25 protein-coding genes and 3 riboswitches are annotated in these 26398 nt (G+C 38.4%); of the genes, 11 read left to right on the top strand and 14 right to left on the bottom strand.

The features are described 5' to 3' along the window. Positions 1-21: 21 nt before the first annotated feature. Positions 22-1407: an MATE family efflux transporter gene (locus F7731_RS12475; RefSeq protein WP_246197199.1), complete on the bottom strand. Its 1386-nt coding sequence runs from the start codon at positions 1405-1407 to the stop codon at positions 22-24. Positions 1408-1877: 470 nt separating this feature from the next. Beyond that, on the bottom strand, positions 1878-2759 hold the full coding sequence (locus tag F7731_RS12480; RefSeq protein ID WP_151535102.1) for a LysR family transcriptional regulator: 882 nt from the start codon (positions 2757-2759) through the stop codon (positions 1878-1880). A gap of 134 nt (positions 2760-2893) precedes the next feature. Between F7731_RS12480 and F7731_RS12485 the strand changes: the two genes are divergently transcribed. From F7731_RS12485 to F7731_RS12500, 4 genes are all read left to right on the top strand, one after another. Continuing rightward, entirely contained in the window at positions 2894-4159 is a 1266-nt protein-coding gene (locus F7731_RS12485; protein WP_151535103.1) for a methylaspartate ammonia-lyase, read from the top strand. Between the two features lie 81 nt (positions 4160-4240). Beyond that, positions 4241-5356, top strand: a complete 1116-nt coding sequence (locus F7731_RS12490) for a zinc-binding dehydrogenase (protein WP_151535104.1) — start codon at positions 4241-4243, stop codon at positions 5354-5356. 56 nt (positions 5357-5412) lie between these two features. Continuing rightward, positions 5413-6855: an aldehyde dehydrogenase family protein gene (locus F7731_RS12495; RefSeq protein WP_151535105.1), complete on the top strand. Its 1443-nt coding sequence runs from the start codon at positions 5413-5415 to the stop codon at positions 6853-6855. Between the two features lie 213 nt (positions 6856-7068). Then, positions 7069-8253, top strand: a complete 1185-nt coding sequence (locus F7731_RS12500) for an amidohydrolase (RefSeq protein ID WP_151535106.1) — start codon at positions 7069-7071, stop codon at positions 8251-8253. Between the two features lie 74 nt (positions 8254-8327). Here F7731_RS12500 and F7731_RS12505 read toward each other — a convergent pair whose 3' ends face one another. The 8 genes from F7731_RS12505 to F7731_RS12540 form a co-directional block, all read right to left on the bottom strand. Next, positions 8328-9125, bottom strand: coding sequence for a TatD family hydrolase (locus F7731_RS12505; protein WP_151535107.1), 798 nt, complete (start codon positions 9123-9125; stop codon positions 8328-8330). Positions 9126-9129: 4 nt separating this feature from the next. Further along, a complete protein-coding gene (locus F7731_RS12510) occupies positions 9130-9870 on the bottom strand; it encodes an ABC transporter ATP-binding protein (protein WP_151535108.1) in 741 nt (246 codons plus the stop codon). 1 nt (position 9871) lies between these two features. After that, complete coding sequence (locus tag F7731_RS12515) at positions 9872-10633, bottom strand: ABC transporter permease (RefSeq protein ID WP_212031183.1); 762 nt, start codon at positions 10631-10633, stop codon at positions 9872-9874. Continuing rightward, positions 10633-10923, bottom strand: a complete 291-nt coding sequence (locus tag F7731_RS12520; protein ID WP_151535110.1) for a thiamine-binding protein — start codon at positions 10921-10923, stop codon at positions 10633-10635. Before F7731_RS12520 ends, F7731_RS12515 begins: the two co-directional genes overlap by 1 nt. Before the next feature lie 13 nt (positions 10924-10936). Continuing rightward, the gene (locus tag F7731_RS12525) at positions 10937-11929 is read right to left on the bottom strand and encodes an ABC transporter substrate-binding protein (RefSeq protein WP_151535111.1); all 993 of its coding nucleotides are present in this window, start codon (positions 11927-11929) and stop codon (positions 10937-10939) included. 88 nt (positions 11930-12017) lie between these two features. Next, a riboswitch (TPP riboswitch) is annotated at positions 12018-12127 on the bottom strand. Positions 12128-12416: 289 nt separating this feature from the next. Further along, positions 12417-12938 carry a cupin domain-containing protein gene (locus F7731_RS12530; protein WP_151535112.1) on the bottom strand — a complete coding sequence of 174 codons (522 nt, stop codon included), beginning with the start codon at positions 12936-12938 and terminating at the stop codon, positions 12417-12419. Between the two features lie 184 nt (positions 12939-13122). Continuing rightward, positions 13123-13223: riboswitch (purine riboswitch) on the bottom strand. A 241-nt stretch (positions 13224-13464) separates the two neighbouring features. Continuing rightward, positions 13465-14895 carry a hypothetical protein gene (locus F7731_RS12535; protein WP_151535113.1) on the bottom strand — a complete coding sequence of 477 codons (1431 nt, stop codon included), beginning with the start codon at positions 14893-14895 and terminating at the stop codon, positions 13465-13467. Positions 14896-15804: 909 nt separating this feature from the next. After that, positions 15805-17010 carry an MFS transporter gene (locus tag F7731_RS12540; RefSeq protein ID WP_151535114.1) on the bottom strand — a complete coding sequence of 402 codons (1206 nt, stop codon included), beginning with the start codon at positions 17008-17010 and terminating at the stop codon, positions 15805-15807. A gap of 87 nt (positions 17011-17097) precedes the next feature. Beyond that, positions 17098-17198, bottom strand: a riboswitch (purine riboswitch). A gap of 205 nt (positions 17199-17403) precedes the next feature. On the opposite strand from F7731_RS12540, the gene F7731_RS12545 reads away from it, so the two are divergent. The 4 genes from F7731_RS12545 to F7731_RS12560 all read left to right on the top strand — a co-directional run bounded on the left by F7731_RS12545 (position 17404) and on the right by F7731_RS12560 (position 21514). Continuing rightward, positions 17404-18402, top strand: coding sequence for an LLM class flavin-dependent oxidoreductase (locus F7731_RS12545; protein WP_151535115.1), 999 nt, complete (start codon positions 17404-17406; stop codon positions 18400-18402). A 403-nt stretch (positions 18403-18805) separates the two neighbouring features. Then, positions 18806-19666: an EamA family transporter gene (locus F7731_RS12550; protein WP_151535116.1), complete on the top strand. Its 861-nt coding sequence runs from the start codon at positions 18806-18808 to the stop codon at positions 19664-19666. A gap of 334 nt (positions 19667-20000) precedes the next feature. After that, entirely contained in the window at positions 20001-20954 is a 954-nt protein-coding gene (locus F7731_RS12555) for a nucleoside hydrolase (protein WP_151535117.1), read from the top strand. Between the two features lie 263 nt (positions 20955-21217). Then, positions 21218-21514, top strand: coding sequence for a hypothetical protein (locus F7731_RS12560; protein ID WP_151535118.1), 297 nt, complete (start codon positions 21218-21220; stop codon positions 21512-21514). Between the two features lie 261 nt (positions 21515-21775). On the opposite strand, the gene F7731_RS12565 is transcribed toward F7731_RS12560, so the two are convergent. Further along, positions 21776-22546 (bottom strand): class I SAM-dependent methyltransferase, encoded by a 771-nt coding sequence (locus tag F7731_RS12565; RefSeq protein WP_246197200.1) that lies wholly within the window; start codon positions 22544-22546, stop codon positions 21776-21778. A gap of 349 nt (positions 22547-22895) precedes the next feature. Between F7731_RS12565 and F7731_RS12570 the strand changes: the two genes are divergently transcribed. Then, positions 22896-23255 carry a hypothetical protein gene (locus F7731_RS12570; RefSeq protein WP_151535120.1) on the top strand — a complete coding sequence of 120 codons (360 nt, stop codon included), beginning with the start codon at positions 22896-22898 and terminating at the stop codon, positions 23253-23255. Positions 23256-23277: 22 nt separating this feature from the next. Here the strand turns inward: F7731_RS12570 and F7731_RS12575 are convergent, their stop codons facing one another. Together F7731_RS12575 and F7731_RS12580 are read right to left on the bottom strand one after the other, a co-directional pair. Then, a complete protein-coding gene (locus F7731_RS12575; RefSeq protein ID WP_151535121.1) occupies positions 23278-23517 on the bottom strand; it encodes a hypothetical protein in 240 nt (79 codons plus the stop codon). Between the two features lie 150 nt (positions 23518-23667). Next, on the bottom strand, positions 23668-24018 hold the full coding sequence (locus F7731_RS12580; RefSeq protein WP_151535176.1) for a DUF1360 domain-containing protein: 351 nt from the start codon (positions 24016-24018) through the stop codon (positions 23668-23670). Positions 24019-24237: 219 nt separating this feature from the next. On the opposite strand from F7731_RS12580, the gene F7731_RS12585 reads away from it, so the two are divergent. Further along, a complete protein-coding gene (locus F7731_RS12585) occupies positions 24238-25092 on the top strand; it encodes a chemotaxis protein (RefSeq protein ID WP_246197201.1) in 855 nt (284 codons plus the stop codon). 158 nt (positions 25093-25250) lie between these two features. Then, the gene (locus F7731_RS27075) at positions 25251-25385 is read left to right on the top strand and encodes a hypothetical protein (RefSeq protein WP_281352308.1); all 135 of its coding nucleotides are present in this window, start codon (positions 25251-25253) and stop codon (positions 25383-25385) included. A 129-nt stretch (positions 25386-25514) separates the two neighbouring features. On the opposite strand, the gene F7731_RS12590 is transcribed toward F7731_RS27075, so the two are convergent. Then, entirely contained in the window at positions 25515-26273 is a 759-nt protein-coding gene (locus F7731_RS12590) for an AAA family ATPase (protein ID WP_151535122.1), read from the bottom strand. Positions 26274-26398: the final 125 nt, after the last annotated feature.

Below are 26398 nucleotides of genomic sequence, written 5' to 3' on the forward strand. Positions count from 1 at the left end.
TTCTAATGACGGTTTCCCATATTAATTAACTGCGACTTCCCCAACTTCTGGAGTTTCATGGGAAACAAGTGCATGTTTTTCCCACTTTCTGCTTTTCCATCTAAAGTACATGATAATGGCTCGAGTCCACTCATCGGCTGCAATTGCTAGCCAAATGCCTGGTAAGCCAAGGTCAAGGTGAAACACAAAGAAATAACCTAATGAGAGACTCATTCCTACCATTGAAAATGCACCAATGATAACAGGAAATGTTGCATCTCCTGCTGCCCGTAAGGAGTTAATGACAACAATGTTTGTCGTTCGCCCTGTTTCAAGTAGAATGCTTAATAGTAAAACACTTGCACCCATCCGAATAATCTCAGGATCATCTGTAAAAAGCGCCATCAATGGTTCACGAAGCAAGATGACTACGGCCACGATCAATAATGTAGCAGCCATTGCCCATTTCAAACTTTTCCGGACTTGGGAGTAGGCTTCATCTTTTAGATTGCCGCCAACAAGCCGACCGACGATGATTGATGTTCCCATCCCGATGGCTAAGGCAAATAAATACATGAACATAGAGATATTTGCTGCATACTGTCTTGCTGCAAGTGAGTTCTCACCAAGAAAAGTGACATAAAATAAGAAGACGATTTGGCATGATTGGTACATCACCTGTTCAAAGGCAGAAGGCAAACCGATCTTTAATATTTTCCGTATATACTCTAGTGATAAGTTGAAATAATAGTTGATTTCAATTCGGAATTCCATGATTCGATAGAGGAGCCAGAAGAATACGAGCAATGCAAGAAGGCGACTAAATACAGATGAAATAGCAGCACCTTGGACACCTAACTCTGGAAATCCAAACTTCCCAAATATTAAACAATAGTTTCCTACAATATGAATCACGTTCATTCCAAGTGATACAAGCATCGCTTGCTTCGTGAATCCATGCACACGAATGATGGCAGCGACTGAATTTATTAGTGCCTGCAGGAAGATGGCTCCACCGACAATTTTTAAATAGCTGTCCGCATAGAGTAAGATTTCTCCTGATAAATTTAATCCTTCCAATATATTTCTGCTGAAAAGAAGAAAAATCACACTGACGATTAAGCCAACTATTAGATTCATTACAATAGCAGTCGCAGAAATTTTAGAGACTTCCTTCATTTTTTTCGATCCGATATATTGAGCAATCACGATGGCTGCCCCATTACCGACCACTTCCAAAATGAGTATGGAAATATGAAGGTATTGATTGGCCGCACCTACACCTGCAACAGCGTGGTCCGATATGGCACTCAACATAAACGTGTCAACAATACCCATGAGCATAAAGAGAAAAATCTCTAAAAATATAGGCCAAGTTAAAAAGAAGAGATTAAAATCCTTCTGTAATTTTGCTGTATGATTAACCACTTCGTTCACCTTTTCACATAAAAAGTTTACTAAAACAAAATGTATCTTATAACAGTTTAATGAGTGTTACAAGTCTTTTTTTGCTGCTCATGAAATGTAATCGTTAACAAGCGTGACGAGTTCTGTTCATAGGAAATAATTGGAGATTTCCAAAAATCAAATTAGACAGCTGGTTTGTATTTGGATAAATAGGCGGGTTACTCAAAAGACCATTTTGAAGATCGTTGTAAATAAAAAAGAAGAGATCCGAACGGATCTCATTCTAATACGAAATGGTTAATTAGTTTGTCTCATGATTGTAAAAAACCTTAAAGGTACAAAGCAATAAACCAAGGTAATGTTTTTTTCATTAAAGAAGAATGAGATAGATAAGAACCAATTCATCATTTTTATTAAAAAAGATTGAAATTAGGCAAAAATAAATAAATTTATTAAAAAACTTTATTCGAATATAAGAATATCAGTCCCGTTTAGATTAATTTACTTGAACCGATCGCATTTTTAATAGTTGTAATAAATTTTACGGCTGCTGGAGAAAGTTCTTTTAAGGATGTTGAGGCAATGCCGATATTCCGAAACTTTTCTTGTTCTAGCTCATGGATACTAACATTATGTGGATGTCCATGGAGAACTAATTCTGGTATGATACTTATCCCTAGTTCATTTTCCACCATAGCAATGATAGCTTGATCATCAGCCATTTCAAATTTAATGTTAAAGGAAGAATGAATATCTTTAAAAATACGTGTTAAATCATTGTCATATCCTGATTTTGGTATTATAAAAGGTTCCTTTACTAATTGCTCAATCTGAATCTTGTCCTGTACACTAAGAGGGTGATTTTTTGCAAGAATACACAGCATTCTGTCTTTTGCTAGCGATATGATGTCAAAGGATTTATCCGTAGGTAAAGTTACAAATCCAAAATCAACACTTCCGTTTCTAATCCAATGTTCGATATCCTCATATCCCCCTTGCAAAATCTTAATCTCTATAGCCGGATGCTCCTCTTTAAATTTTTTCATAATTCCAGGAAGCCATTGTGTACAAACACTTGTAAATGCTCCTATTCGAATCGTCCCTACCTCAATTCCCTTAATAGAAGCAGCTTCTTGTTTCATTTTTTCATCCCAATGGAGTATTGTTCGAACATATTTTAATATTCTCTTTCCATTGCTAGTCAAGCTAATACCAGACCGGTTTCTAGTAAGCAATGGAAAGCCAAGTTCTGTTTCAAGATTCGAGATAGAATAGCTGATAGCAGACTGTGTTAAATTTAAAGCTTCAGCAGCCTTAGTTAAGCTACCTAATTCAATAACAGTGTTGAATACTTCATACTTTGGGATACTCATTTTTTCAATCCTTTACATGAATTTTTTTTATGGTAATTTAAAAAATATTCAGTTTATTTATGTTTATTGTATCCCTATAATTATGTATAAGGCAATAAGTAACTAAATAGATGACTACTGCAAGGAGTGATTTAATGAAAATAAAAGAGGTTGTTCTTTGTGAAGGGGTAACTGGTTTCTATGTTGATGACCAGAATGCCATTAAAAGAACGGCCACACCCGATGGATTTACGTATATTGGGAAACCTGTAACAAAAGGATTTAAGAAAGTAAGGGAACCGGGAGAATCTGTTTCCGTAATGCTTATTCTAGAGGATGGACAGATTTCATATGGAGACTGCGTTACAGTCCAATACCCAGGTGTTGGTGGACGAGATCCAAAAATTAATGCTAGGAACCTAATAACTATTATTAAGAATCACATTTCTCCGATTCTTACAGGAAAAAAAATTAGTACATTTCGAGAGATGGCAGACGAGATAGACCAGCTAACCATTGATGGAAAACCTATACATGCATCTATAAGATATGGGGTCACTCAAGCTCTTTTGGATGCGGTAGCAAAAACTCACAAAATTACAATGGCTGAAGTGATTCAAAAAGAATATAAGACGGTATTCAAACTTAAAAAAATCAAGATTTTCTCGCAGTCTGGTGATAACCGATATGACAATGTTGATAAAATGATCATGAGAAAAGTGGATGCACTTCCACACGGACTAATTAATAATGTAAATGAAAAACTAGGTGTTCATGGAGAATTGTTAAAGGATTATATTGTTTGGTTGAGAGAAAGAATTCTAAGTTTGCGAGATTCAGACGAGTATTCACCTGTCATTCATATAGATGTATACGGTACGATTGGTCTCGCTTTTAAAAATGATATGAACAGTATGATTAAATATATTAGTGAACTTGAAAAGGCAGCTTCCCCATTTCATCTCAGGCTCGAAGGTCCGGTAGATTTAGATAACAGAGAGAAGCAATGGCGCTTACTTAAGCAATTAAAAACAGAGTTAAAAAAGCAGGGTATCTTAGTTGAGATTGTTGCGGATGAGTGGTGCAATTCATTGGAAGATATTAAATTGTTTGTGGATGAAAAAGCAGTAGATATGGTTCAAATTAAAACTCCTGATTTGGGAGGGATAAATAATATTATTGAAGCTCTTTTATACTGTAAACAAAATAATGTCGGAGCATACTTGGGAGGCTCATGTAATGAAACAGAAATATCTTCAAAAGTAAGCGTTCATATTTCTATCGCATGTGGAGCGGACCAATGCCTAGCAAAGCCAGGTATGGGCGTTGATGAAGGCTATATGATTGTATTAAATGAAATGAATCGAACCTTTTCTCTACTATGTGCTAGAAGAAGCGTTATTAGTGAACCAATCGCTTAAGGGGAACAACTCATATCCACCATAATTCCCAATATACCTAGAAAGAAATGAGACTAAAAGATAAATCAAGGAGGAGTTTATATGAAGGGTAAATTAGCAGTAATGACTAAACCAGGAAAATTAGAAATGAAAGAGTATGCATTACCAAAGGTTGAACCCGGAGCCGTACTGGCGAAAATACTCCGTGCGAATGTTTGTGGCTCTGAGATTCACATTTGGAAAGGCGAACATCCTACAAAAAAGTCAGGGTGTTTGGGACATGAAATGGTTGGGGAAATTGCTGCTTTGGGTGAAGGCGTACAAACAGATAATGCAGGGAATCCAGTTAAAGTAGGCGACCGTATTGCAGCTGTATATTACTTAACTTGCGGAAAGTGTTCATATTGCAATAACTACCAATATCACCTGTGTGAAAATGCATATAATTACTATTCCAGAACCCCAGAAGAATTTCCACATTTCCATGGTACGTTCGGTACCCATTATTACATTCATCCAGATCAACACTTCTATAAAGTTCCTGATAATGTTCCAAATTCTGTTGCTGCAAGTGCAAACTGTGCACTATCACAGGTATACTTTGGAATCGATAAAGCAGGAATCGGCTTCGGGCATACAGTAGTTATCCAAGGGGCGGGCGGATTAGGCTTGAACGCTACAGCTATTGCAAAAGAATTCGGTGCAACTGTAATTGTGATTGATAGTGTAGAAAGTCGATTGGAAATTGCGAAGCATTTCGGAGCAGATCATGTCATTAATATGAATGAGTATGAAACGATAGAGAAACGGGCTGCGCTTGTTTATAAATTGACGAATGGAAAGGGAGCAGATGTAGCAATGGAGCTAACTGGAGTACCAGCAGCCTTTCAAGAGGGAATTCACCTAATTCGTTTAGGTGGAAAGTATGTGAGTATTGGGAATTTATCACCAGGAAAATTTACTTCTTTTGATCCAGGATTAATGACAAGAAAATCAATTCAAATCCTTTCACTTGTTCGATATGATCCAACTTATTTAAATAAAGCTTTACAATTTTTGTCGAGGACAATTGATAAATACCCGTTCGTAGAGATGATTGACCAAGATTTTGATTTGAACGAAATTGAAAGAGCACTCGATAAATCTGTAAGTAGAGAAGTAACAAGAGCGTCAATTAATATAAATAATCATCATTTCTCAAGAGCTAGTCTTAAATAGAACTAGAAGGCCCCACAACATCATCATCATTATTATTACAAGGAGTGTAAGTTTTAATGACTCAATTAAAAGTTGGATTAGAAAAAGTTTATCCCATTTATATTGGAGGCAAGTGGTCCAATACAAAAGAGACGTATCCATTGGAATTTCCTTATAACGGAGAGGTAGTTACAAACGTTGCATTAGCAACAACTAAAGAGGCAGAAGAAGCAGTGGATAGCGCAATCTCCGCAAAAAAGGTGATGGCGGAGCTTCCGCTATGGAAGAGAGCAGAAATTTTAAATCGTGCTGCAGATTTATTAATTGAACGCCAAGATGCTCTAGCCGAATTAATGGTTTATGAAACTGGAAAGATCTTTAGAGACACAAAAACTGAAATTGCTAGATCAGCATCTACATTACGTTTTGCAGCAGATGCAGCCCGCGCTTTACAGGGTGATATGATCCCAATTGATGCCATGAAAGGCGGAGAAGGCCGTTTGATGTTCACTATCCGAGAGCCAATTGGGGTTATTGGTGCTATTACCGGGTTTAACTTTCCATTGTTGCTTGCAGCTCATAAAGTTGGACCGGCTATTGCAGGAGGAAACCCAACCGTTTTAAAACCTGCTCCTCAAACACCATTGTCTAGCTTTGAATTAGCAAGAATTTTTGAAGAGGCTGGTCTACCTAAAGGTGGCTTAAGTGTAATTACAGGTGATGTAGAAGTTGGTGAATATCTAGTAAAACATCCTAATGTCCCTGTCATATCCTTTACTGGAAGCTCAGAAGTAGGGAAGCGGATTAGTGAGATTGCTAGATATAAAAAGGTCTTGCTAGAATTGGGTTCAAATTCAGCGACAATAATTGATAAAGACTCAAATATAGATTATGCAATTGATCGTTGTGTTGTTGGAGGATTTGGTGCTTCTGGCCAGTCTTGTATTTCTGTGCAGCGAGTATACGTCCATAAAGAATACTATGAAGAGTTTTTGGAACGACTAGCAGCAAAGATCAATAATCTGAAGATTGGCAATCCGTTTGATGAGGATACGGACGTTTCTACCTTAATTTCTTTTGAAGCAACAAGTCGTGTATCCGGATGGGTCCGTGAAGCAGTCGAGTCTGGAGCACGTTTACTAGCAGGTGGTGAGGTAAAGGGAAGGATTCTTGAGCCTACATTATTAGCTGATGTTACATCAGATATGAAAGTTAGTTGCGAAGAAATATTTGGTCCAGTTATTGTCGTTAGTCCATTTGAATCGTTTACAAATGTGGTCGATCTTGTAAATGATTCACGTTACGGTCTGCAAACAGGTGTATTCACTAATAATATAAACAATGCATTCTATGCAATCAAGAACATTGAATCTGGCGGTATCAACATTAATGAGATTCCTAGTTTCCGTGCAGACCACATGCCTTATGGTGGAGTAAAGGATAGCGGAATCGGTAAAGAAGGTCCGAAATATTCACTGGAAGAAATGACTGTCGAAAAACTTGTTAGTTTTCGCATATAAATGTGATGTTGTCCATTTTGTAAAACAGGTCACTTTGTTCATAGATGCGGAGGTATAAGTTTTTGAAGTTAAATTGCGGAGTATGGTTGATTTTATGGTACCTATTCCGCTTAACCCTGAAGGAAGGAAACTTTGACGGTTTCCTTTAGTATCGGAAGAAGTGTGAAAATTCATTAATCAAAACATAAAACGATTAACGGGGGAAGATTCATTATGATTAATCGGAAAATAAAAGACGCTATTATAAGGTACAGTGATGAATTGATCACTTTGCGCCGGAAGTTGCATAGTGAACCGGAGCTGTCATGGGAAGAGGAAAATACAACAGCATTTGTCTGTGAATACCTTGATAGTCTTGGAATCTCGAATCGTAGAACAGAACCGACAGGCGTCATTGCGGAAATTAGAGGAGCGGAGTCCGGTAAAACCGTCGCTCTTCGCGGTGACATGGACGCCCTATCTGTTGAACAGCTGAAAAAGTATCTTCCGTACGCTTCCAAATTCAAAGGGAAAATGCATGCATGCGGACACGATGCACATACAGCTATGCTCCTAATCGCTGCAAAAGCGTTATCGGAGGTAAAAGATGAACTGCCTGGAAATGTCCGCCTTCTATTCCAACCGGCCGAAGAAGTTTGCCAAGGCGCGAAGGCGATGATAGAACAAGGGGCAATACAGGATGTAGACAATGTTTTTGGCATCCATATTTGGTCACAAATGCCGACTCAAAAAGTTTCCTGTACACCTGGGCCTTCATTTGCCTCAACAGACATTTTCAAAGTGCACTTTAAGGGAAAAGGCGGTCACGGCGCAATACCTCAAGACTGTATCGATGCGGCAATCGTGGCCTCTTCGTTCGTCATGAATGTCCAAACTGTAGTTTCAAGAACAATTGATCCTCAAAGCCCAGCAGTTATAACTGTAGGAAAAATGAATGTCGGGACACGGTTCAACGTCATCGCCGAGAATGCTTTCATTGAAGGGACAGTCCGTTGTTTCGATAAAGACATACAAGATCACATCGAAGAGTGCATCGTCCGATACGCCCAAAATGTCGCAAATATGTACAGTGCAACTGTTGAAGTCGAATATATACGTGGTACCCCACCCGTCATTAATGAAGAAGAGAGCGCAAAACTCGTCCAGAAAGTGGCTGCCGAAGCATTCGGAGAAGAGGTTTTATATACGGAAAAACCTACGATGGCAGGCGAAGACTTTTCGTTCTTCTTAGATGAAACTCTGGGAAGCTTCGCATTTGTCGGGTGCGGAAACCGGGACAAGGACACAGATTGGTCGCATCATCACGGAAACTTTGACATCGACGAAGACGCACTCTCCATCGGAGCTGAACTGTACGCGCAATATGCGTGGGCATTTTTGAATAAGAAAGATTATTAGATCGTAAGGAGAAGCCCTTTTCTTATCGCCTTTTTATTTTCAAGATTGGTCTTCAAAAGAGCGAACAGTACCATTCACTGTTCGCTCTCACTCTTTTCATCATTTTCTCTCAAACTATAAAAATCAATGGTATTTTTCCTAATAATAGAATAAACGTCTGTGATCGGTATACGCTTTAAATTAGCAATTTCCTCAAGCGATTTATGCATCATATTTGGGTGGGTCTGACTACCTGAAAAAGGACCTTCAAATGTCCAAGGACCGTCTGTTTCGACCATGATTTGCTCGAGTGGATACTTTTTGACAAGCTCTTTAATATCGGTTTCATAGAGTACATCAGGCGTGATGGATATATAGTAGCCATTCTGAATCATACGGTCAATCGTATACTCATCCCCTTTAAACCAATGGAAATGTGCTTTTGAAATCGAGTGCTTTTCAAGGAGGTCACAAACAATTTTTGCATCTTCGTATACAGCATGAAGCACAAGCGGTTTTTGCCATACTTTCGCCTTGACGGTCATTGCTTCTAACAAATCAAGATAAGGTTCGAGTGGAAGAGCCTGTTCTTGACGCAAATAATAGGGGAGTCCCACTTCACCTACGGCAATCATTTCGTCTTGATGACGATCCATCCAATTAATAAGCTCGACAAGCTCTTTTTCATGAGGGAGCTGCTGCTCTGGATGATAGCCATAAGCAGGGTATACCTGTTGATAACATGAAGCAATTTCCTGTGTAGCTACACACGATTTCAAATCAAAAGAAACGGCAATCAATGCTTCTACTGATGGGTCTCCTTCAATAATTCTGCTTAAATCCCGTTTTTCGTATTGATCAAGATGAATATGAGCATCAATGATTTTTTTCATATGATCACTCCATGAATGATTTCAGTTCGTAATAAATTTTACGTTTCCATTGTAAAAAGCCGTCATCTAACAAAAGCTCTTCCTTACGAGGTCTAGCAAAAGGAATGACAAATTCAGCTGCAATGGTAGCAGGCTTATTCGAAAGAATCACAATCCGATCGGATAAAAACAAAGCTTCCTCAAGATTATGGGTGACAAATAAAACAGTTCGACGATTGTTTTCCCAGATGGACAATAGCCATTTTTGCATGTCCAGTCTTGTGAGTTCATCTAACGCTGAAAATGGCTCATCAAGTAAGATGATTGGCTGCGGACTAAGTAAAGCGCGAATAAAGGAAACCCGCTGTTTCATGCCGCCAGAGAGCTCATGAGGATAAGAATGAATATATTCAGCTAACCCAGCCTTTTCAATCATTTCTACTGCTTTATTTGTATCCTTTGTTCCTTTTAACTCTTGTCCAAGAAGGACGTTTTGTAAGACGTTTCTCCACGGAAGCAAACTAGGGGACTGCGGCATATAGCTGACTGCACCTGTTTGACTGTTGATTTTCTCGCCCTTAAGAGTAATCGTCCCTTCATCAGGCGTCAGAATGCCGCCAATGAGTGAGAAGAGTGTACTTTTTCCACTACCTGAAGGGCCAAGAATGGAAACAAACTCACCTTCATTCACTTGTAAATTTAGATGCTTAATGACATCTACATCTGCAAATTTTTTCGAAATATCTTGTATCGTTAAGACACTCATTTTAGTTTGCTCCTTTAGACCGCCAGCGGATAAGAATTCGTTCAAGTAAAACAATGGCCGCAAAGAATAAAAGACTTATCGCCATGATCGCAAATATCGCAACGAAGACACGATCTGTTCGGAATGAGGACGAAGCATAGGTCATATACACACCAATGCCTGATTTTGCCCCGAGCCATTCGGAAATCACGGCACCCATTACGCTATAGGTGGCAGAGATTTTGATTCCTGAAAAAATGGAAGGGAGAGCATGTGGAAGTTCGAGCTTCCAAAACAATTGGCTCTTCGTCGCACCAGCCATTTTCATGTAATGCTTTAAGTCAGCTGATGTTTGCTTAAACCCATCAAGCGCGGCTATCGTTACGGGGAAAAAACAAACAAGTGTAATGACAATCATTTTTGGTAAAAGCCCAAAACCAAACCAGATGACTAATAAAGGGGCTAGAACGATCACGGGAATATTTTGTGAAAGTATCAGAAACGGATAAACAGCTTCTCGGACAAACGGCAGGAGATAGAGAAGAACAGCTGCGAAAAGCCCGATCCCAACACCGATTGCAAACCCTGTTATTCCAAGTTTTATCGTTGAAAGCAAATGTACAGAAAAGCTTCCAAAGCCTGTAATCGCTTCCGTCATAATCGTTGAGGGAGCAGGAAGCAGCCATTCTGGAATATCGGCTTTTTTAACGATAATCTCCCAAATGAAAAAGAAGAGAAGGAGAACGACAGCCGGTCTCCATCCCTTAAATCGCTTCATCTTCATTATTGATATTTCTCCGTTAACTGGTTCATCGTAATTCCTGTTGGCTGATATAAAATTTTCACTTGAGAAATTACGTTTCTGCTGCCCATTTCAATCATGCGTTCATTCATTTTCTTTATCACTTCAAATAGATAGGAAAGTTCACCCTCCATCGTTGTTTCTAATGGAGAAACTCTATAGGTCACACCTGATTCTTCAATGATTTTAATCGCTTCATCCACATATGGAATCACGTCTTCGCCATTTTTTGTTTTAGGAATGATTTGTATACTAACTAGTGCATTATTCATTCTGTTAGTCTCCTTACTGTGGTAAATAATCGTTTGTAAAAGCTTTTTTAGCCTCTAGTTCTTTGTCTAATAATTGATTTTCAAACATCCAGTTTGCATAGTTTTCCCAAATTTCAAGTTTCTGTTCACCCCACCTTGGAGCATCATCTTGATAACGGGATGCTAACCATTCCTGGCTTTTCTTCACAAGCTCTTTATCAAGATCAGGTGCTGCTTTTAATAAGCTATCTGCTGCTTCAGATGGATGATCGATCGCAAATTTGTAGCCTTTTGAAACAGCCTTTAAGAATTTCTTTACCTGTTCTGGATTAGATTGTAGCTTCTTTTCATTTGTTGCAAGGACAGGTGTATAGTAATCAAGCTTCTTACTATAATCGGTTAAATAGACCATATTGATTTTTTCGCCGCGAAGTTCTGCTTCAATGCCTGTCCAGCCATAATAAATCCAAGCAAAGTCAATATCTCGTTTTACCGCTGTAAAGAAATCTGTATCGCCCATATTCACAAAAGATACATCTTCTACATTGGCATGGTCCTGTTGCATTAATGAAGTAATTACTGATTTTTCAACTGGAGATCCCCAGCCTCCGTATGTTTTTCCTGCAAAATCCTTTGGTGAGGTAATATTTTTCTCTGCTGGAGAGGCGAATCCTGATGTATTATGCTGGATCACTGCTGCGATTGATACTAAAGGGACCCCTTGAACACGTGCTTGTGTGATGCTTTCCTGATAGCTGACACCGTAGTCAGCTTTCCCAGATGCTACTAACTGATCGGCTCCCGCTTCACCAGGCATAATAATCTCAACATCCAAGCCTTCATCTTTAAAGTAGCCTTTATCTTGAGCGACATATAATCCGGTATGATTAGTATTCGGTGCCCAATCAAGAACAACCGTTACCTTCTCAATTTTTTCTTGCTTTTCCTTGTTTTCTGCAGATTCCTTTCCTCCAGCACATCCAGCGAGAAGAAAGGTTGTGATCACCGCTGCAAGTAATCTTTTCATGATAGTTTCCTCCAAAGTGAAATGTTATCAGAAAAAATAAAAAAACACCCGGATGAGAACCCGCGCGTCCATGAACAAACATATCTATTCTTCATTCGAATATGTTTCCTCCGCTGGTCTTAACCAGGTCAGGTTCAAAGGGTCAGCATCTCAAAGATCCAATCTCAACCGGTCACACCGGTTCCCCTACAATTCTAAATGCTATTTTATTTTTTTCAGACACTTTATTATAACAAATAAAAGAGAAGGGAGTACCTTAATTATGAAATCTTTTTTCTGATGGTGGGTAAAGAGAGTTCTCTTGATAAAGCTGTTCTATGTTTAATGAGGTGTGAGGGACAAAACTAAGTGAAGAGCAGCTTGAGTATATTCAAAACTTTGTAAGTGGTAATAAGAAGAAAAAAAAGAATATCTAAAGGTTATTAGCATTGAAATTGACCCCCAGTAAAAATTACCTTACTGGGGGTCATGTCTTTCGTTAAAAATTTTACTCAGGAATTGTTTTATATGCTAACTTCTTGATTATATCTTTATACGCTGGATATTTTGGCAATAGGTCGTCTTGTGTGAACAATTCAAAGTCTTGAAATTCAAAACCTGGAGAAACCATGCAGCCGACTAAGGAGAAGGCGTCTTCTTCCATAACTGACGATCCGAAAATAGCATTTTTCGGAACTAACGCTTGAGGGACTTCTCCGTTATCCAAATTCAATCCTAATTTAATCTCTTCATACTCGCCGTTTTCATGAATAATATGAATCGTTAAAGAACTGCCGGCATGATAATACCATAGCTCATCCGATTTTAACCTGTGAAAATGTGATACGTCATTAGAAGTTAATAGAAAGTAAATACTTGTATAAAGCTTTCGTTTTCCCTCAAAATTTACCGTTAATTCTTGATCAGAAGTTCTTTCACCAGATTCAAATGTTCTTTTATAAAATCCGCCTTCTGGATGTGGTTCTAGTCCGAGTTTTGAAACAAAATATTGTGCGTCACGTATGTTCAAAGCAAAATACCTCCCAAAAACAAAATTCTTAAAAGATTACCAAACAAATAATCCCAAAAAACAATCTTTCGTTTCTATAATAATTCCACAAAAAAAACCAGAAATATTATCACCTACAATGAGTGAACAATACTCCTGGGTCCTCAATAAAATGTCTCCTGAAATCGTACATAGGAGAATAGAACACAATGATATCGCTGCTCATAGTCGAAGCTTTTACGGAGCTCGGTAGAAACTCGCAGGCCCTATCCCTGCAATTATATGAGTGAAAACTAGTGATTTAAAATGAACTAGAGAATTATATCAAAAAAAATATCATATATAAAGTTATTTTAATTTAATGAATAATATGATTGATTATTCGCTTCAAAAGGTTTGAATAAGGGTGAGGGAGTAAATAATAAATGTGATTTCTGCTGGAGAGGCTTTTTAATATTATCTTCTTCCATTTACACACTTTCGAAAGCGCATCTCTTTAATTAAAGGGATGCGCTTTTATTAGAGGGGAATGCGAGATTGGAGCTTTTCAGAATATCCATATCCCTATTATTGTAGATACAATTAATCCAATAATTACGGGCATAAAGCTTTTTCGCACAAGTTCCATCACTGATACTTTCGCAAAACCGGCAACTGCTACGAGGGATGACCAGGCAATTAATGTGCCGCCGCCTACCCAAATAGCACCCATCTGTCCAATCGCAGATAATGTTTCGACATCAACTCCAACACTGTCGCCTAAAGCTCCAGATAAAGAGCCAACTAAAGGCAGACCAGAAAAACCAGAGCCATCTAAACCTGTAATCGCGCCGATTAAAAGAATCCCAAAGCCTGCGATAAACGTGCTTTCCGGGATGAATTGCTGTCCAGAGACGACTAAATCAAATAGGAAAGAGGGAGATGCTTCTGCACTCAAGCCGAATATTTTTCCTGATAACTCATCGCTTCCAAGAAAGAAAAATCCTGCAATTGGAATGACGGGTCCCATTGCTTTAAAGGCGAAAACGAATCCTTTAACAAGATTATCACTGACTTCGTCTAAGGATGAACGGAAACCTTTAACCATCGATGCAGCAATAAGAAGTATAGCTGAAACCCCGCCAATTAAAGCGGCGCCAGTACCGCCCTCAATAGAAGGAATTAAGTCAGAAAATTTTGCTAGAAACATATAGAGGATGATAACTAAAAATGTTACGGGAACAAGGATAGCGAAGAGGAGGTTGTGTTTCCTTTTTGTGTGGGGATTCGTTGCTGCATCTTCATTTATTTGTCCGGAGGATGAATTTACTTTTTCCCAAGCGGCAAGATGGCCATTGGAAGGACGTAATATAAATTTTCTTAAGGAGAAGTAAGCGATAATGATCGCCGTAACCCCTGTAATGATGGATAACACAAACGCCCGATCGGCCACGATGCTAACATCAGCCCCAGCTGCAGTTGCAGTAAGGGTAGGTGCAATTTGGATGACATAGTCAGAAGATAACGCCATTCCTTGACCAGCAAGCGAAATGGCAATGGCAGCACCGATTGGCGGAAGGCCGGAACGAATGGCGACGGGAATAAGCAAGGCCCCAACTAGCGGAACAGCAGGCGTCGGCCAGAAGAAAAGTGAGATCGCATACGTAACAAAAATGATGATCCAAAATGAGAGATGACCATTTTTCATTACCCGCTGAAAAGGTGTGATCATTTGCTCATCGGCACCTAGCGATCGTAGTGAATGCAATAACGCTGTCATGATGGCGATAATAAGAAAGATATTAAATAATTCTCCTGCAGCAACTAAACTTGCATTAAAAATGGTCTGTAAGCCAACGATAAAAGATCCCGTAAAAATCCAGCCAACTAAAAATGTAACGACGATGGAGGGAACAACTACATTTTGTCGAAGCAGCATTGTTAAAATGATCATACAGGTTCCAATCAAATACATCCAATGAGCTGCTGTTAATTCCATATATAAACCTCCCGAAAAGATTTTTAATTGTAAAATAGCCTATGCTGTTATCTGGGCTTAAGTGAAAAGGATGGGTATGAAAGGTTGATGGAGCTTGTTTTAGGAGGCAGGCATAGGAAGCGCGTCCTATGAAACGTTCATGGTGACCGTTTGAGAAGAGTCTCATGGAAAATGCGCTCTATGAAAGGTTCATAGTGCCCGTTTTAGGTAGGACATATGGAAAGCTCGTACCATGAAGTGTTCATGGTGCCTGTTTAAGGAGAGTCTCATAGAAAATGCGTCCTATGAAGTGTTCATGGTGCCCGTTTGAGGAGAGTCTCATAGAAAATGCGTCCTATGAAGTGTTCATGGTGCCCGTTTGAGGAGAGTCTCATAGAAAATGCGTCCTATGAAGTGTTCATGGTGCCCGTTTAAGGAGAATCTCATAGAAAATGCGTCCTATGAAGTGTTCATGGTGCCCGTTTAAGGAGAATCTCATAGAAAATGCGTCCTATGAATCGTTCATGGTGCCCGTTTAAGGAGAGTCTCATAGAAAATACGTACTATGAATCGTTCATGGTGCCCGTTTAAGGAGAATCTCATAGAAAATGCGTCCTATGAAGCGTTCATGGTGCCCGTTTAAGGAGAGTCTCATAGAAAATGCGTCCTATGAAGTGTTCATGGTGCCCGTTTAAGGAGAGTCTCATAGAAAATGCGTCCTATGAAGTGTTCATGGTGCCCGTTTGAGAAGTGCCTCATTGAAAATACGCACTATGAAAGGTCTTTTTAGGAGGAACCTATTGAAAACGAGTTTTATGAAACAATTAATGTTCTCTAAAGCACTCAAGAGACGTACTATTTTAATAGATAAAAAGCTATCCAGAAAGTCAGGAAAAACTGACTTTCCGGATAGCTCTAAAATTTACGTAATCAGGAAGACTGTTGGTCGATAGATCTTTGGAAGGACGAGGAAGAGTCCACGTTTTCTCTCGTTGTAGCCGGTCTTGTCAAAGAAAAAACTACACATATTAATGAGATAATGACAATGCCGCTTCCAACCCAAGCTGTACTAGAAACAGTGCCGGTTTGGGTTAACACAAGGCCGCCAATGGCTGATCCAAGTGAAATACCGATTTGTATTGCGGAGTTATTTAAGCTTTGCTGTATGTCGGACGTCGCTGGGTCGATTTGAATCAAATAACTTTGTTGAGGCGGTGCTAAGCTCCAACTCAATGCGCCCCAAACCATCATCGTTGGAATGAATAAGACAAGTGAAAAGGTTGTTAATGGCAATAAGCATAAACAAATCGCAAATGCGCTGATAACGATAACCATACTTTTGTGAGTGCCAATCCAATCTGAAAGTAATCCACCGAATGCTCCGCCGCCAACTGCCGCAATACCAAATACAAAATAGCAGATACTAATCCAGTAGGAATTAAGGTGAAGATTCGTCTCTAAAAATGGAGTAAAATATGCATATACTGTATAATGTCCCGCCAGCATAAACACCGTAGAAAGATGGGCACTCCCTATTTTCGCGCTGCCCACTGCCTTTAATTGTTGTGAGAGCGGTACAGTTTTTTCTCCGGGTATGCGCTCTAAAAATAATGATATAAGCACCATGGATCCAATGGATAGCACGGCGATTCCAAGGAAAATGACGCGCCAGCCAAACATATTAGATAGAAGGATTCCTAATGGGACACCTAACACAATGGACGAACTTATGCCCATATAAATAAGCCCCACAGCCTTCGCTCGGTGAGCGGGCACTACAACTTTAGCAGCAATAGTTAAGGAAAGTACGACGACAAGTGCTGTACTAGCTGCAGTTAAAACCCTTGAAATCATCATAAAGGTAAAATTCGGACTAAAATATGTCATGATATTTCCGATGAAAAATATGAATAAGGAAGTAAGATATAATTTTTTGCGTTCGATTTTGCCGGTTAACACAAGTAATACAGGTCCAGCGATGGCATAAATGAGCGCGTACACTGTGATTAATTGTCCGGCAGAGCTTAATGAAATATTAAAATCACCGGCAATTGTCGGCAATATCCCACCAACGATCAATTCAACCAATCCAACCGCGACAGTCGATAATGCGAGAATAAAAACTTTCAAGTTCATAATCTATTTCATGTCCTTTCTTAGTTAATCTAAAAAGAGATAGCTTTGAAGGTCCTTTTAAGAAAAAAAAAATCCTGATTACAAAAAATGAATAAGTTCATTTTCTGTAGTCAGGATTTTCTTGGTTCCTGGTAGAGACCCTCCAGCCATATTCTAGAGGTTATACAGGTTATATACAGTTAATAGAATTCACTTTGTAGATTTTACTACTCTTCATTTTAATTATCAAGTGTAAAATTTAACTTAAATGCCTATTGCTTGTATCTAATCCCGCCACAAGCCTTTTTCTTTTTAAATAAATTTAAATTGATATAATTACATTATCAATTGATTTTACTGGATGAGCTTATATCGGTAACTACTTAAATATTGGAAAAGGAAAGGATAATATGAATGGCAAATATAAAGATACCTGTTTCTATCTTAAATCTTGCTCCTATTCGTGAAGGTCAATCGGCTAAGGATGCCATTGACGCGATGGTTGATTTGGCAAAAGCTGCAGAAAAAATGGGTTATACAAGATATTGGATTGCTGAGCATCATAATACTCCGACACTTGTTAGTTCTGCTACCTCCATATTAATTAATCATACATTAGAACATACAGATCATATTCGAGTCGGATCTGGTGGAATTATGCTGCCAAATCATTCGCCTCTAGTTGTAGCCGAACAATTTGGAACGATGGCAACTATTTATCCAAACCGATTGGATTTGGGCCTCGGTCGTGCACCTGGAACAGATATGCTGACCGCGAATGCATTAAGAAGATCGAAAAATGATTCTGTTTACACTTTTCCCGAGGATGTTCAAGCATTGCTTACTTTCTTCGGGCCTGAAGAGCAGCAAAGTTATGTTAAAGCTTATCCAGGGATTGGCACGGAAATTCCGATCTATATTCTTGGCTCTTCAACAGATTCCGCTTTTTTAGCGGCTAAATTAGGATTGCCTTATGTATTTGCTTCCCACTTTGCACCAAGATTTATGGAAGAGGCGATTGCCATTTATCGGAATCGCTTTCAGCCATCCGAATATTTAAACTCTCCATATATGATGGTTTGTTTAAATGTGATTGCAGCTGAAAGTGATGAAGAGGCAAAATTTGAATCGACAACGATGCAACAATTTTTCCTAAATGTCGTTCGTGGCAGTCAAAACATGTTAAGACCGCCAGTTGCAAGTATGGAACAAATTTGGAGCCCACAAGAAAGAGAAGCGGTTCATTCGATGTCAAACGTAACTTTGTTAGGAAGTAAAGATTCTATCAAAAAACAACTAACAAGCTTCCAGGAGAAATATAACGTAGACGAAATTATGGCCGTCTCTTATATTTTTGATCCTGACAAACAAAAGCGTTCTTATGAAATTCTAAAAGAGGTTGTTGATGGGTAAAGTGACAAGATTTTTTGTCCCTTTTTTTCGTTCCGAGATATATTGTGAATGGAAGCAGTTTTTTTACATATCCTAATAAGAAAATAAGAAAAGCGGAAGCGCCTTCGGAACAATCAAATTACAGATTGTTCCTGCGATGATTATTCTAAGGAGCTTTCCTTAGTGTTCAGCCCGGACAAGCATAAGACAAGTAGGCGAGAAGGTTGTTCTTTAACCTTCTTGACTAATTGGCTTATGACCTCGAGGTCGACAAAAACGCGACGTCCTCCCAAAAGCTACACTTTTGGTCGTGCGATGTGTCGCTGTCGAAGTCTTCCTTGTCCTGTCGCACTGTCGACACTAGTACGTCCTGTACGTCGGGGCTAGGCGCTGGAGCTAGACAATAAGAAAAGCAGGGACCTTAATGAGTATTATTTTAGCCTTATTAGCAGCCTTATTTGCTTCACTTACAGCAATCTTAGCGAAGATTGGCATGGAAAAAGTTAATTCCAATTTAGCGACTGCAATTCGGACAATTATTGTTTTGGTCATGGCTTTTATTACAGTGATTGTCACGGGAAAGCTTGATACGATTTCACAAATTTCAAGCAGCGCCTTTATGTTTATCATATTATCTGGATTTGCAACGGGATTTTCCTGGTTATTTTTCTTTAAAGCATTAGCCATTGGGGATGTTTCCAAAGTTGTCCCTATTGATAAATCAAGTGTAGTGCTTACTATTGCGATCTCTGTTCTCTTTTTGGGTGAGCCACTAAACCCTCTTGTTATGTCGGGGGGAGCCATCATTGCCATTGGAACCTTTATTTTAATTGGAAAAAATGATGAAAAGAAACGATTTACCGGCTCGCAAATATATATTGTCTATGCTATTTTAGCAGCAGTGTTTGCTGCTTTAACGTCCATCTTAGCAAAAGTAGGGATGGAAGACGTCGATTCAAATGTTGCTACTTTTATACGAACGATCGTGATTTTATTGTTTGCTTGGGCCATTGTGTTTTTTCAAGGAACACATAAGAAACTGAAAGCCATTTCAAAAAAGGGGTATCTTTTTTTAGCCCTTTCTGGAGTTGCAACAGGATTATCTTGGTTATGTTATTTTGCAGCACTGGCGATAGGGAAGGTATCAGTCGTCGCACCCATTGATAAATTTAGTGTTGTCGTTACTATTGTTTTAAGTTTTATTCTGTTAAAAGAAAAAGCGACGAAACGTACGATTTTTGGCGGGATTGTTATTACGGCAGGGACCGTTTTGCTAATAATATAATTTACTTCAATACGCACACAAGGTTTGCAGATAATTCGAACTGCAAGCCTTTTCAATATTTTTTTCGGTTTTATTCCAGGATCTGCATTGTGAAGTTTTGTCGAAATTTGTTGCGATCATAAAAATGCTATTGTATACTACCAAAGTAAATAAGTCGAACGATATATAACTTATTGTTATTAATGTTCGTGTTTTGATAAAGGGAAGGAATTTTTTCATAATTCATAACGGTTTTGCTAAAGCAATAGAGGATAATAATATTGACATGAATTATGCAGTTAACATTTAAAAAGTTAACTATATATAAATTATTAATGAAAGAATGGTGGTAAAAATGAAAAAGAAAATTTACTTCAATCATGATGGCGGAGTTGATGATTTAATTTCGCTGTTTTTATTACTGCAGATGGACAGTGTTGAACTAACAGGTGTTTCGGTTATTCCAGCCGATTGTTACTTAGAGCCAGCTGTATTTGCCAGCCGGAAAATTATCGATCGCTTTGGCAATGGCGGCTTAGATGTAGCGGAGTCCAATTCTCGCGGTAAAAATCCTTTCCCAAAAGATTGGCGTATGCACGCGTTTTATGTAGATGCCCTGCCAATTTTAAATGAATCAGGAAATATTGTTACACCTGTCGCGGGAAAACCTGCGCATCTTCATTTAATCGACACAGTGCGTGCAACAGAGGAAAAAACAACTTTATTATTTACTGGTCCGCTTACAGATCTTGCACGTGCACTTGATGAAGCTCCAGACATTGAAGAGAAAATTGAAAAGCTTGTTTGGATGGGTGGCACATTCCGAGAAGCAGGAAACGTGCATGAGCCTGAGCATGATGGAACAGCAGAATGGAATGTATTTTGGGATCCAGAAGCAGCTGCACGTGTATGGGAATCTAATATAGAAATTGATTTAGTAGCCCTTGAAAGCACAAACCAAGTCCCGCTAACATTAGATGTACGTGAGCGTTGGGCTGCAGAACGTAAATATCTTGGTGTCGATTTTCTTGGTCAATGTTATGCGATGGTACCGCCACTCGTTCACTTCTCAACAAACTCAACTTACTATCTTTGGGATGTGTTAACAACTGCGTATGTTGGCAACCGTGATCTTGTGAAAGTACAAACAATTAACAGTATTGTACACACTGAGGGACCAAGCCAAGGCCGTACGGAGGAAATAGCAGATGGACGTCCAGTGAATGTCGTCTATGACGTGAATCGTGATGCGTTCTTCGATTATATGACTGGATTAGCAAAGAAAGCAGAAGATAAGCTTTCTAAATAAAAATATCGGATACATCCTATAACAGACGAGTTCAATACTAACAGCCATTCAACGAAGATAATATTGGGAATTGCTGGGATGCTTGTTTAATGATTTGTACGAAATAGGCTTGTAGTACATTTGTGCTGCAAGCCTTATTTTTTATTCAGAAAACTGCTCTTTTCCCATAGTCTTTAGCCCTTCTCTATATTTACAAAATACGGAACACAAGAGCCTGTATAGGCATATTTTGTATATGAATGAAAAAGAGGAGGTATATGCCAGTGCAACATCATGTTCAGCCGCAAAGAGATGATCACCACCATCATCATGAAAAATGTAAAAAGTATTTGTTTCAAATTGTTCAAATTGAATTAAATGATGGCTCTGTTCATCAGGGGTTGCTTCACAGCTATGATAGGGATAAAGTATATCTATTAATGACTAGTCATCATCATCATCATCATGGGGAAATGGAAGAAAGCCGGCAGTTCTTCCCATTCTTCGGACCGTTTGGATTATTTGGCTTTCCTTTCTTTGGAATTAGAAGTTTTGGCCCATTCTTCCCGTTTTTTATCTAACAAAAAATAAGGCTTGCCGTACAGATGTACGGCAAGCCTTTCTTTATCGCAGATTAACGGGCAGTAAGCCCCCTAAATCAAGGATTCGAATAGAAACAATGAAGAAAAAGTGGAGACAACTGCCCGTAAAGGCTCGAAGACGGACACGATGTCCTAGTCAGGCGAAAGCCACAGGACAAGGAATACTGCTGTAGCTAGACATCGCCCTCCCGAAAGCAGAGCTTTTGGGAGGGCGTGGTGCTTTGAGCGTGATTGGTTCAACTAACAATCAGTGGGGGATAAGACCCCCCGACTGATTGAAGTTTCATCTTTTTTTGTACATGTAAATATTCGATAGTCCAGCGCTCCACGATACTTTTCCATAATATTAAAATGCTGAAGCATGATATTGAAAAGGTCTGGTTCAATATTCTCTGAATGCACAAATTCAGGCAATGACTGGTTTTGGTGGAACGGGAAATTTTGCTGGGGATGAACTTTAATATGTTTAAAACCTGTTTGTTCACATAATGCAATCCAATCCTTCTCCATTAGGACAGAGTCGATTCCATAAAATTTCTTAATCTCCTCTTTTTCAGTTGCTCCGAGAGAATGATTAACGGTGAGTTCATTCGCAATAAAGCGTCCGCCTTTCTTTAATAAGCGAAAAATTTCTTTCAAAGCTCTAGGTTTATTAACAAAAGCAAGAACTGACTCGGAAATGACAAAATCAAATTGCCCATCCTTTAAGGAGCATTTCTCTATTGAACCTTGAATAATTTCAACAGGTAATTGGTGTCGACTTATTCTTTTTTTCGCTTTTTCAATCATAATTGGGTTGATATCCATCCCAGTTACTTTTGCTCCGTATTGAGAAGCAAGATAGGCTGATGTTTGGCCAGTGCCGCACCCAACATCTAAAATGTTAGAGGTTCGATGAATCTCCTCCGCTTGTAAGATTACTTTAGATAAATTAAAACCCCCGGGGTGAGCACCACCAATACCAAACTTGGATAGAAAGTCTAAATACTTTGAAGTAGTAATTTGAACCACCCTCTTTTTACATCTTTTTTGCATGATATGTAAGTAAAATTAAGATGGTTCCACATTTGCCCAATAAATGCCTCAGACTAAGGGACTTGGCAAACATAAGATGAGGATTAAATGAAGAAAATGGACATAGGAAATAATTTTATTTTATCTGTCTCGGAGTAGCCGGTCCAATCCCAATGGACTTAGTAGTACAAGATTAATAGACGGACAGTTATTGTCCACCTCAGCTGGGAAAGTTTTCTCTTTAAAATAGGGCGCACTTTCTTAAGGCTCATATCCATTAGTTTTACAATTTCCTCATCATTCATACACTTTTCTTAAGAATGTTTTCGATGAGGAGAGTGAGAAAATGAATTTTGAGATGCAGAAGGCAAATATGCTGGCGGACAATATTATCGCATTATTAAAATTTGTGCAAAAAAATTATGAAGTTAAAAATAGCTTTTATTCTAATCCCGATAAGTGGTATCAAATTAAACTTCTAATGGAAGAGTATAAGTTTAAGATTTTAGCTGAAGAGCTGAAAAGAATCAATCGTTTTATATGGGATGAAAAATATACTCATTATTTAGTCAAACAATTTCGAAAAGGGAAGAGCGTTATTGATGAGTATGTAAAAAATAACTATGATGACTTGTTCATCTTAACGGCTAAACTCTATACGTTGGAGAAACTTTGCCAATCGTTTTACAAAGAGCAGGTTGGATAGGCCAACCTGCTCTTTATTGGTATTAAATAAAGAACGGAAAAAATCGAAAACCAAATGGAAGGAAAAAAGGACTAAAAAATGGTCTACGTCTAAAAAAGCCAAAGCCATGTCCATCATGAGAGGAGGAATGTCTTAACTCCTCGACCTCAAGCCCATCTTTCCTTACATTCGTGACTTTTGCAACTACCCATTCTCCGTCCGCATTTTTATATTGAATCATTTTTCCTTTTAAATGACGTGCACGTTCATAATTTAATTCCAACTGTATCCCTCCCTTCGTACCACTTGATACTAAAGTATGGCAAAAGGGATATAGTTGGAAGGGCAAGCGACTATTTCTTGTCCCTTTCTTCAAAGTAATTTGGAAAGGCTTAATTTGTGGGACGCCGGCCCAAGTCCAGTGTCCCATATATTACTTACTTTGCTTAATTTGTTCATTATACAATTCAGTTTTCTTAATATTTACCCCCACAAATGTTTCCAAGATGGCTTGTCCCCCTGCAATAGACAGAACAAAAATAATATATTTAGCAACGGAGGGGAGGAAAAAATAGATAGCACTAAGTAGTATTGCGGACCAAATTCCCGTACACCAATAACAGGTTAAAAGATAACCAAACATAGACTTAGGCACCTTTTTGATTTCATGATTCTGAGTTTCCTTTTTCGTTAAAAAGAGATTTCTTAAAGGTTCAGCTATTTTATCAAAAACAATTAAATGTGTTAAACGATAACTTGCTAATATGATCATCATTAAGGCCATCCATGATATATCCAAAAGGAAAATCCCCCTAAAATTAACTTTTTTTATTATCACCGGAAAGCATTCAAATTATGTTTAGAATGTGTTTGCATAAGGTAGAAATATTTTAGTTCACAAGGAAAACGCCCGTTCAAACTTGTCCAATTCTGAATAAATTGTTGTATGACAAATCACGTATACATTGGTATCGAAAATTTTAAATTTAAAGGAAGAGGACAAGTGCATAAAAAGCTAGCAGTAGCCATTATTCATGGAATGGGGAATCAAAAGAAGGGTTTTGCTGACGAAACAATTGAAATGATCAACAAATTATTTGCAAAAAAACTGGAGCATTTAATAAAGGACCCCGCCTCCTATCTTAAGATTGAGCCGATACTATGGGCACCAGTTTTTTCAGATCGAGAAGAAAAGCTGTTTGAAAGAATGGTGCATAAAAACAAATTGAATTTTCAAGAACTAAGGAAATTTATTGTCACTTATTTAGGGGACGCTATTGCCTATCAACCTGTGGAGACGGCAAAGCAAAATTATGAGAGAGTCCATGAAAAAATTGGAGAAGCACTATACCTTCTCTCTAATCAAGCAGGGGACCAAGCTCCTTTATGTGTCATTTCACATAGCCTAGGTTCTGTCATTGCAAGTAATTACTTTTACGATTTACAATTTAAACAAAATGATATTGCCTGTATTGTAGATAAATCGTCACCCTTGGAAAAAGGGGATACTTTAACTCTATTTTATACAATGGGAACTACCCTTCCTCTATGGAGTTTACGTTATTATAACTTTAGCCGCCCGATCAGTATCCCCTCTAGTAACCTCCAAAAATACTATCCCGGCTTAAATGGTGAATGGATAAATTTTTATGACAAAGAAGATGTTTTGGGCTTTCCACTTAGAGCTGTAGACGAAAATTATCAAAAAACAGTTAACGAAGATCGAGAAGTGAATGTAGGGGGGATATTAACGAGTTGGAACCCACTATGCCACACAGGTTATTTTATAGATATGGATGTGATTGAACCCATTGTAGATGGCTTAGTTCGAACATGGAAAAAAATAAATAATCTCTAACAGCTACTTCGTTTAAATAACAAACAGTGAGGGGAAAACCGCTTTAAAAAAGCAAATGGGCGTTTCTTTAGGTTCCTGCCACGATAAGCATTTTAAAGAATAAATGACTCTCCATAGAGCAAAATAAATCCGAATCTGCTTAAAAGGAGGGCGAAATGATGACAAACCGAAATGATAATAGAGAACGAAAAAATAAATATCCCAATGCCAAAAAACAAGACTCAGAATTCTCTAAAGACATCAATGTTCGAAGCGAGGTGACGAAACAGGATTTACGAAACAAAGGGGAATAATTTAATAATAGTGGGACACCGGACCAAGTCCAGTGTCCCATTATCATAAAAGCTATCCATGATGTATCCAAAAAGAAAATATTCCTAATTTTTACTTTTTTGTTTCGCCGGAAAGCTTCATATTATGTTTCATTCATCCAATAAATGATGCAATAATCGATTTTTATCCTCAAAAAATTGCTTCATTATTTTATAATGGCCAGTTTCTTCTAAAGAAGACTCCTGAATCCCATCTTCGGTAAATTCGATTATTTTTGCATTTGGATAGGCCATGATGATTGGGGAATGAGTGGCAATAATAAATTGCGAATGATCTCGGACTAATTCATGAATTCGCGCTAGCATGGATAGTTGTCTAAGAGGGGATAAAGCAGCTTCTGGTTCATCCATTATGTAAATTCCGTTTCCGCGAAATCGGTTCATAAAGGTTGCCCAAAAAGATTCGCCATGTGATTGCTGATGAAGGGATACTCCTCCAAATGAGTCAATCACTTTCCCTCCTCCCATTGGTTCGCTGTCTAATTCTTCAATATTTGACGCAACATTATAAAAGGTTTCTGCCCGCAGAAAAAAGCCATCCTGAGGTTTTTCAACTCCTTTTATCAGTCTAATATGATGATCCAATTCGGAATGAGAATCATAGGTTGAGAAGCTAAAGTTAAAGGATCCTCCTTCTGGATTAAACCCAGCTGCCACCGCAATAGCTTCCAATAATGTCGACTTTCCCATGCCATTTTCCCCAACTAAATAGGTTACGTTTGGATGAAAGGTCAATTCATCTAGAGTTTGAATACTAGGCAAATTAAATGGAAATGTATAAAAAGAAGGAATGCAATCCCGTTTAAGTCTAATTCCTTTTACATATTGACTTTCGGCAAAAAAATCCATGTTATCTTCCTCATCATTCATTTAATAATGTAATGATAACAAATTAAAGGTGGATGGGATATGATTTACTGTTCTGTCCATTTTCAATACTTTTGTGACAAAATAATTTAAATAATTGTAAGCCT

The organism is Cytobacillus depressus (assembly GCF_008923245.1).
Taxonomy (GTDB): domain Bacteria; phylum Bacillota; class Bacilli; order Bacillales; family Cytobacillaceae; genus Cytobacillus; species Cytobacillus depressus.

Bases quoted from the DNA above. Each gene is read 5' to 3' on its own strand.
- F7731_RS12580 (WP_151535176.1), bottom strand. From the start codon at position 24,018: ATGGCCTTAATGATGATCATATTAGCAAGTTATCGTTTAACACATTTA.
- F7731_RS12590 (WP_151535122.1), bottom strand. From the start codon at position 26,273: ATGGATTTTTTTGCCGAAAGTCAATATGTAAAAGGAATTAGACTTAAA.
- F7731_RS12550 (WP_151535116.1), top strand. From the start codon at position 18,806: ATGAGTATTATTTTAGCCTTATTAGCAGCCTTATTTGCTTCACTTACA.
- F7731_RS12505 (WP_151535107.1), bottom strand. From the start codon at position 9,125: ATGAAAAAAATCATTGATGCTCATATTCATCTTGATCAATACGAAAAA.
- F7731_RS12545 (WP_151535115.1), top strand. From the start codon at position 17,404: ATGGCAAATATAAAGATACCTGTTTCTATCTTAAATCTTGCTCCTATT.
- F7731_RS12555 (WP_151535117.1), top strand. From the start codon at position 20,001: ATGAAAAAGAAAATTTACTTCAATCATGATGGCGGAGTTGATGATTTA.
- F7731_RS12490 (WP_151535104.1), top strand. From the start codon at position 4,241: ATGAAGGGTAAATTAGCAGTAATGACTAAACCAGGAAAATTAGAAATG.
- F7731_RS12570 (WP_151535120.1), top strand. From the start codon at position 22,896: ATGAATTTTGAGATGCAGAAGGCAAATATGCTGGCGGACAATATTATC.
- F7731_RS12485 (WP_151535103.1), top strand. From the start codon at position 2,894: ATGAAAATAAAAGAGGTTGTTCTTTGTGAAGGGGTAACTGGTTTCTAT.
- F7731_RS12525 (WP_151535111.1), bottom strand. From the start codon at position 11,929: ATGAAAAGATTACTTGCAGCGGTGATCACAACCTTTCTTCTCGCTGGA.
- F7731_RS12535 (WP_151535113.1), bottom strand. From the start codon at position 14,895: ATGGAATTAACAGCAGCTCATTGGATGTATTTGATTGGAACCTGTATG.
- F7731_RS12495 (WP_151535105.1), top strand. From the start codon at position 5,413: ATGACTCAATTAAAAGTTGGATTAGAAAAAGTTTATCCCATTTATATT.
- F7731_RS12540 (WP_151535114.1), bottom strand. From the start codon at position 17,010: ATGAACTTGAAAGTTTTTATTCTCGCATTATCGACTGTCGCGGTTGGA.
- F7731_RS12500 (WP_151535106.1), top strand. From the start codon at position 7,069: ATGATTAATCGGAAAATAAAAGACGCTATTATAAGGTACAGTGATGAA.
- F7731_RS12515 (WP_212031183.1), bottom strand. From the start codon at position 10,633: ATGAAGATGAAGCGATTTAAGGGATGGAGACCGGCTGTCGTTCTCCTT.
- F7731_RS12520 (WP_151535110.1), bottom strand. From the start codon at position 10,923: ATGAATAATGCACTAGTTAGTATACAAATCATTCCTAAAACAAAAAAT.
- F7731_RS12480 (WP_151535102.1), bottom strand. From the start codon at position 2,759: ATGAGTATCCCAAAGTATGAAGTATTCAACACTGTTATTGAATTAGGT.
- F7731_RS12510 (WP_151535108.1), bottom strand. From the start codon at position 9,870: ATGAGTGTCTTAACGATACAAGATATTTCGAAAAAATTTGCAGATGTA.
- F7731_RS27075 (WP_281352308.1), top strand. From the start codon at position 25,251: ATGACAAACCGAAATGATAATAGAGAACGAAAAAATAAATATCCCAAT.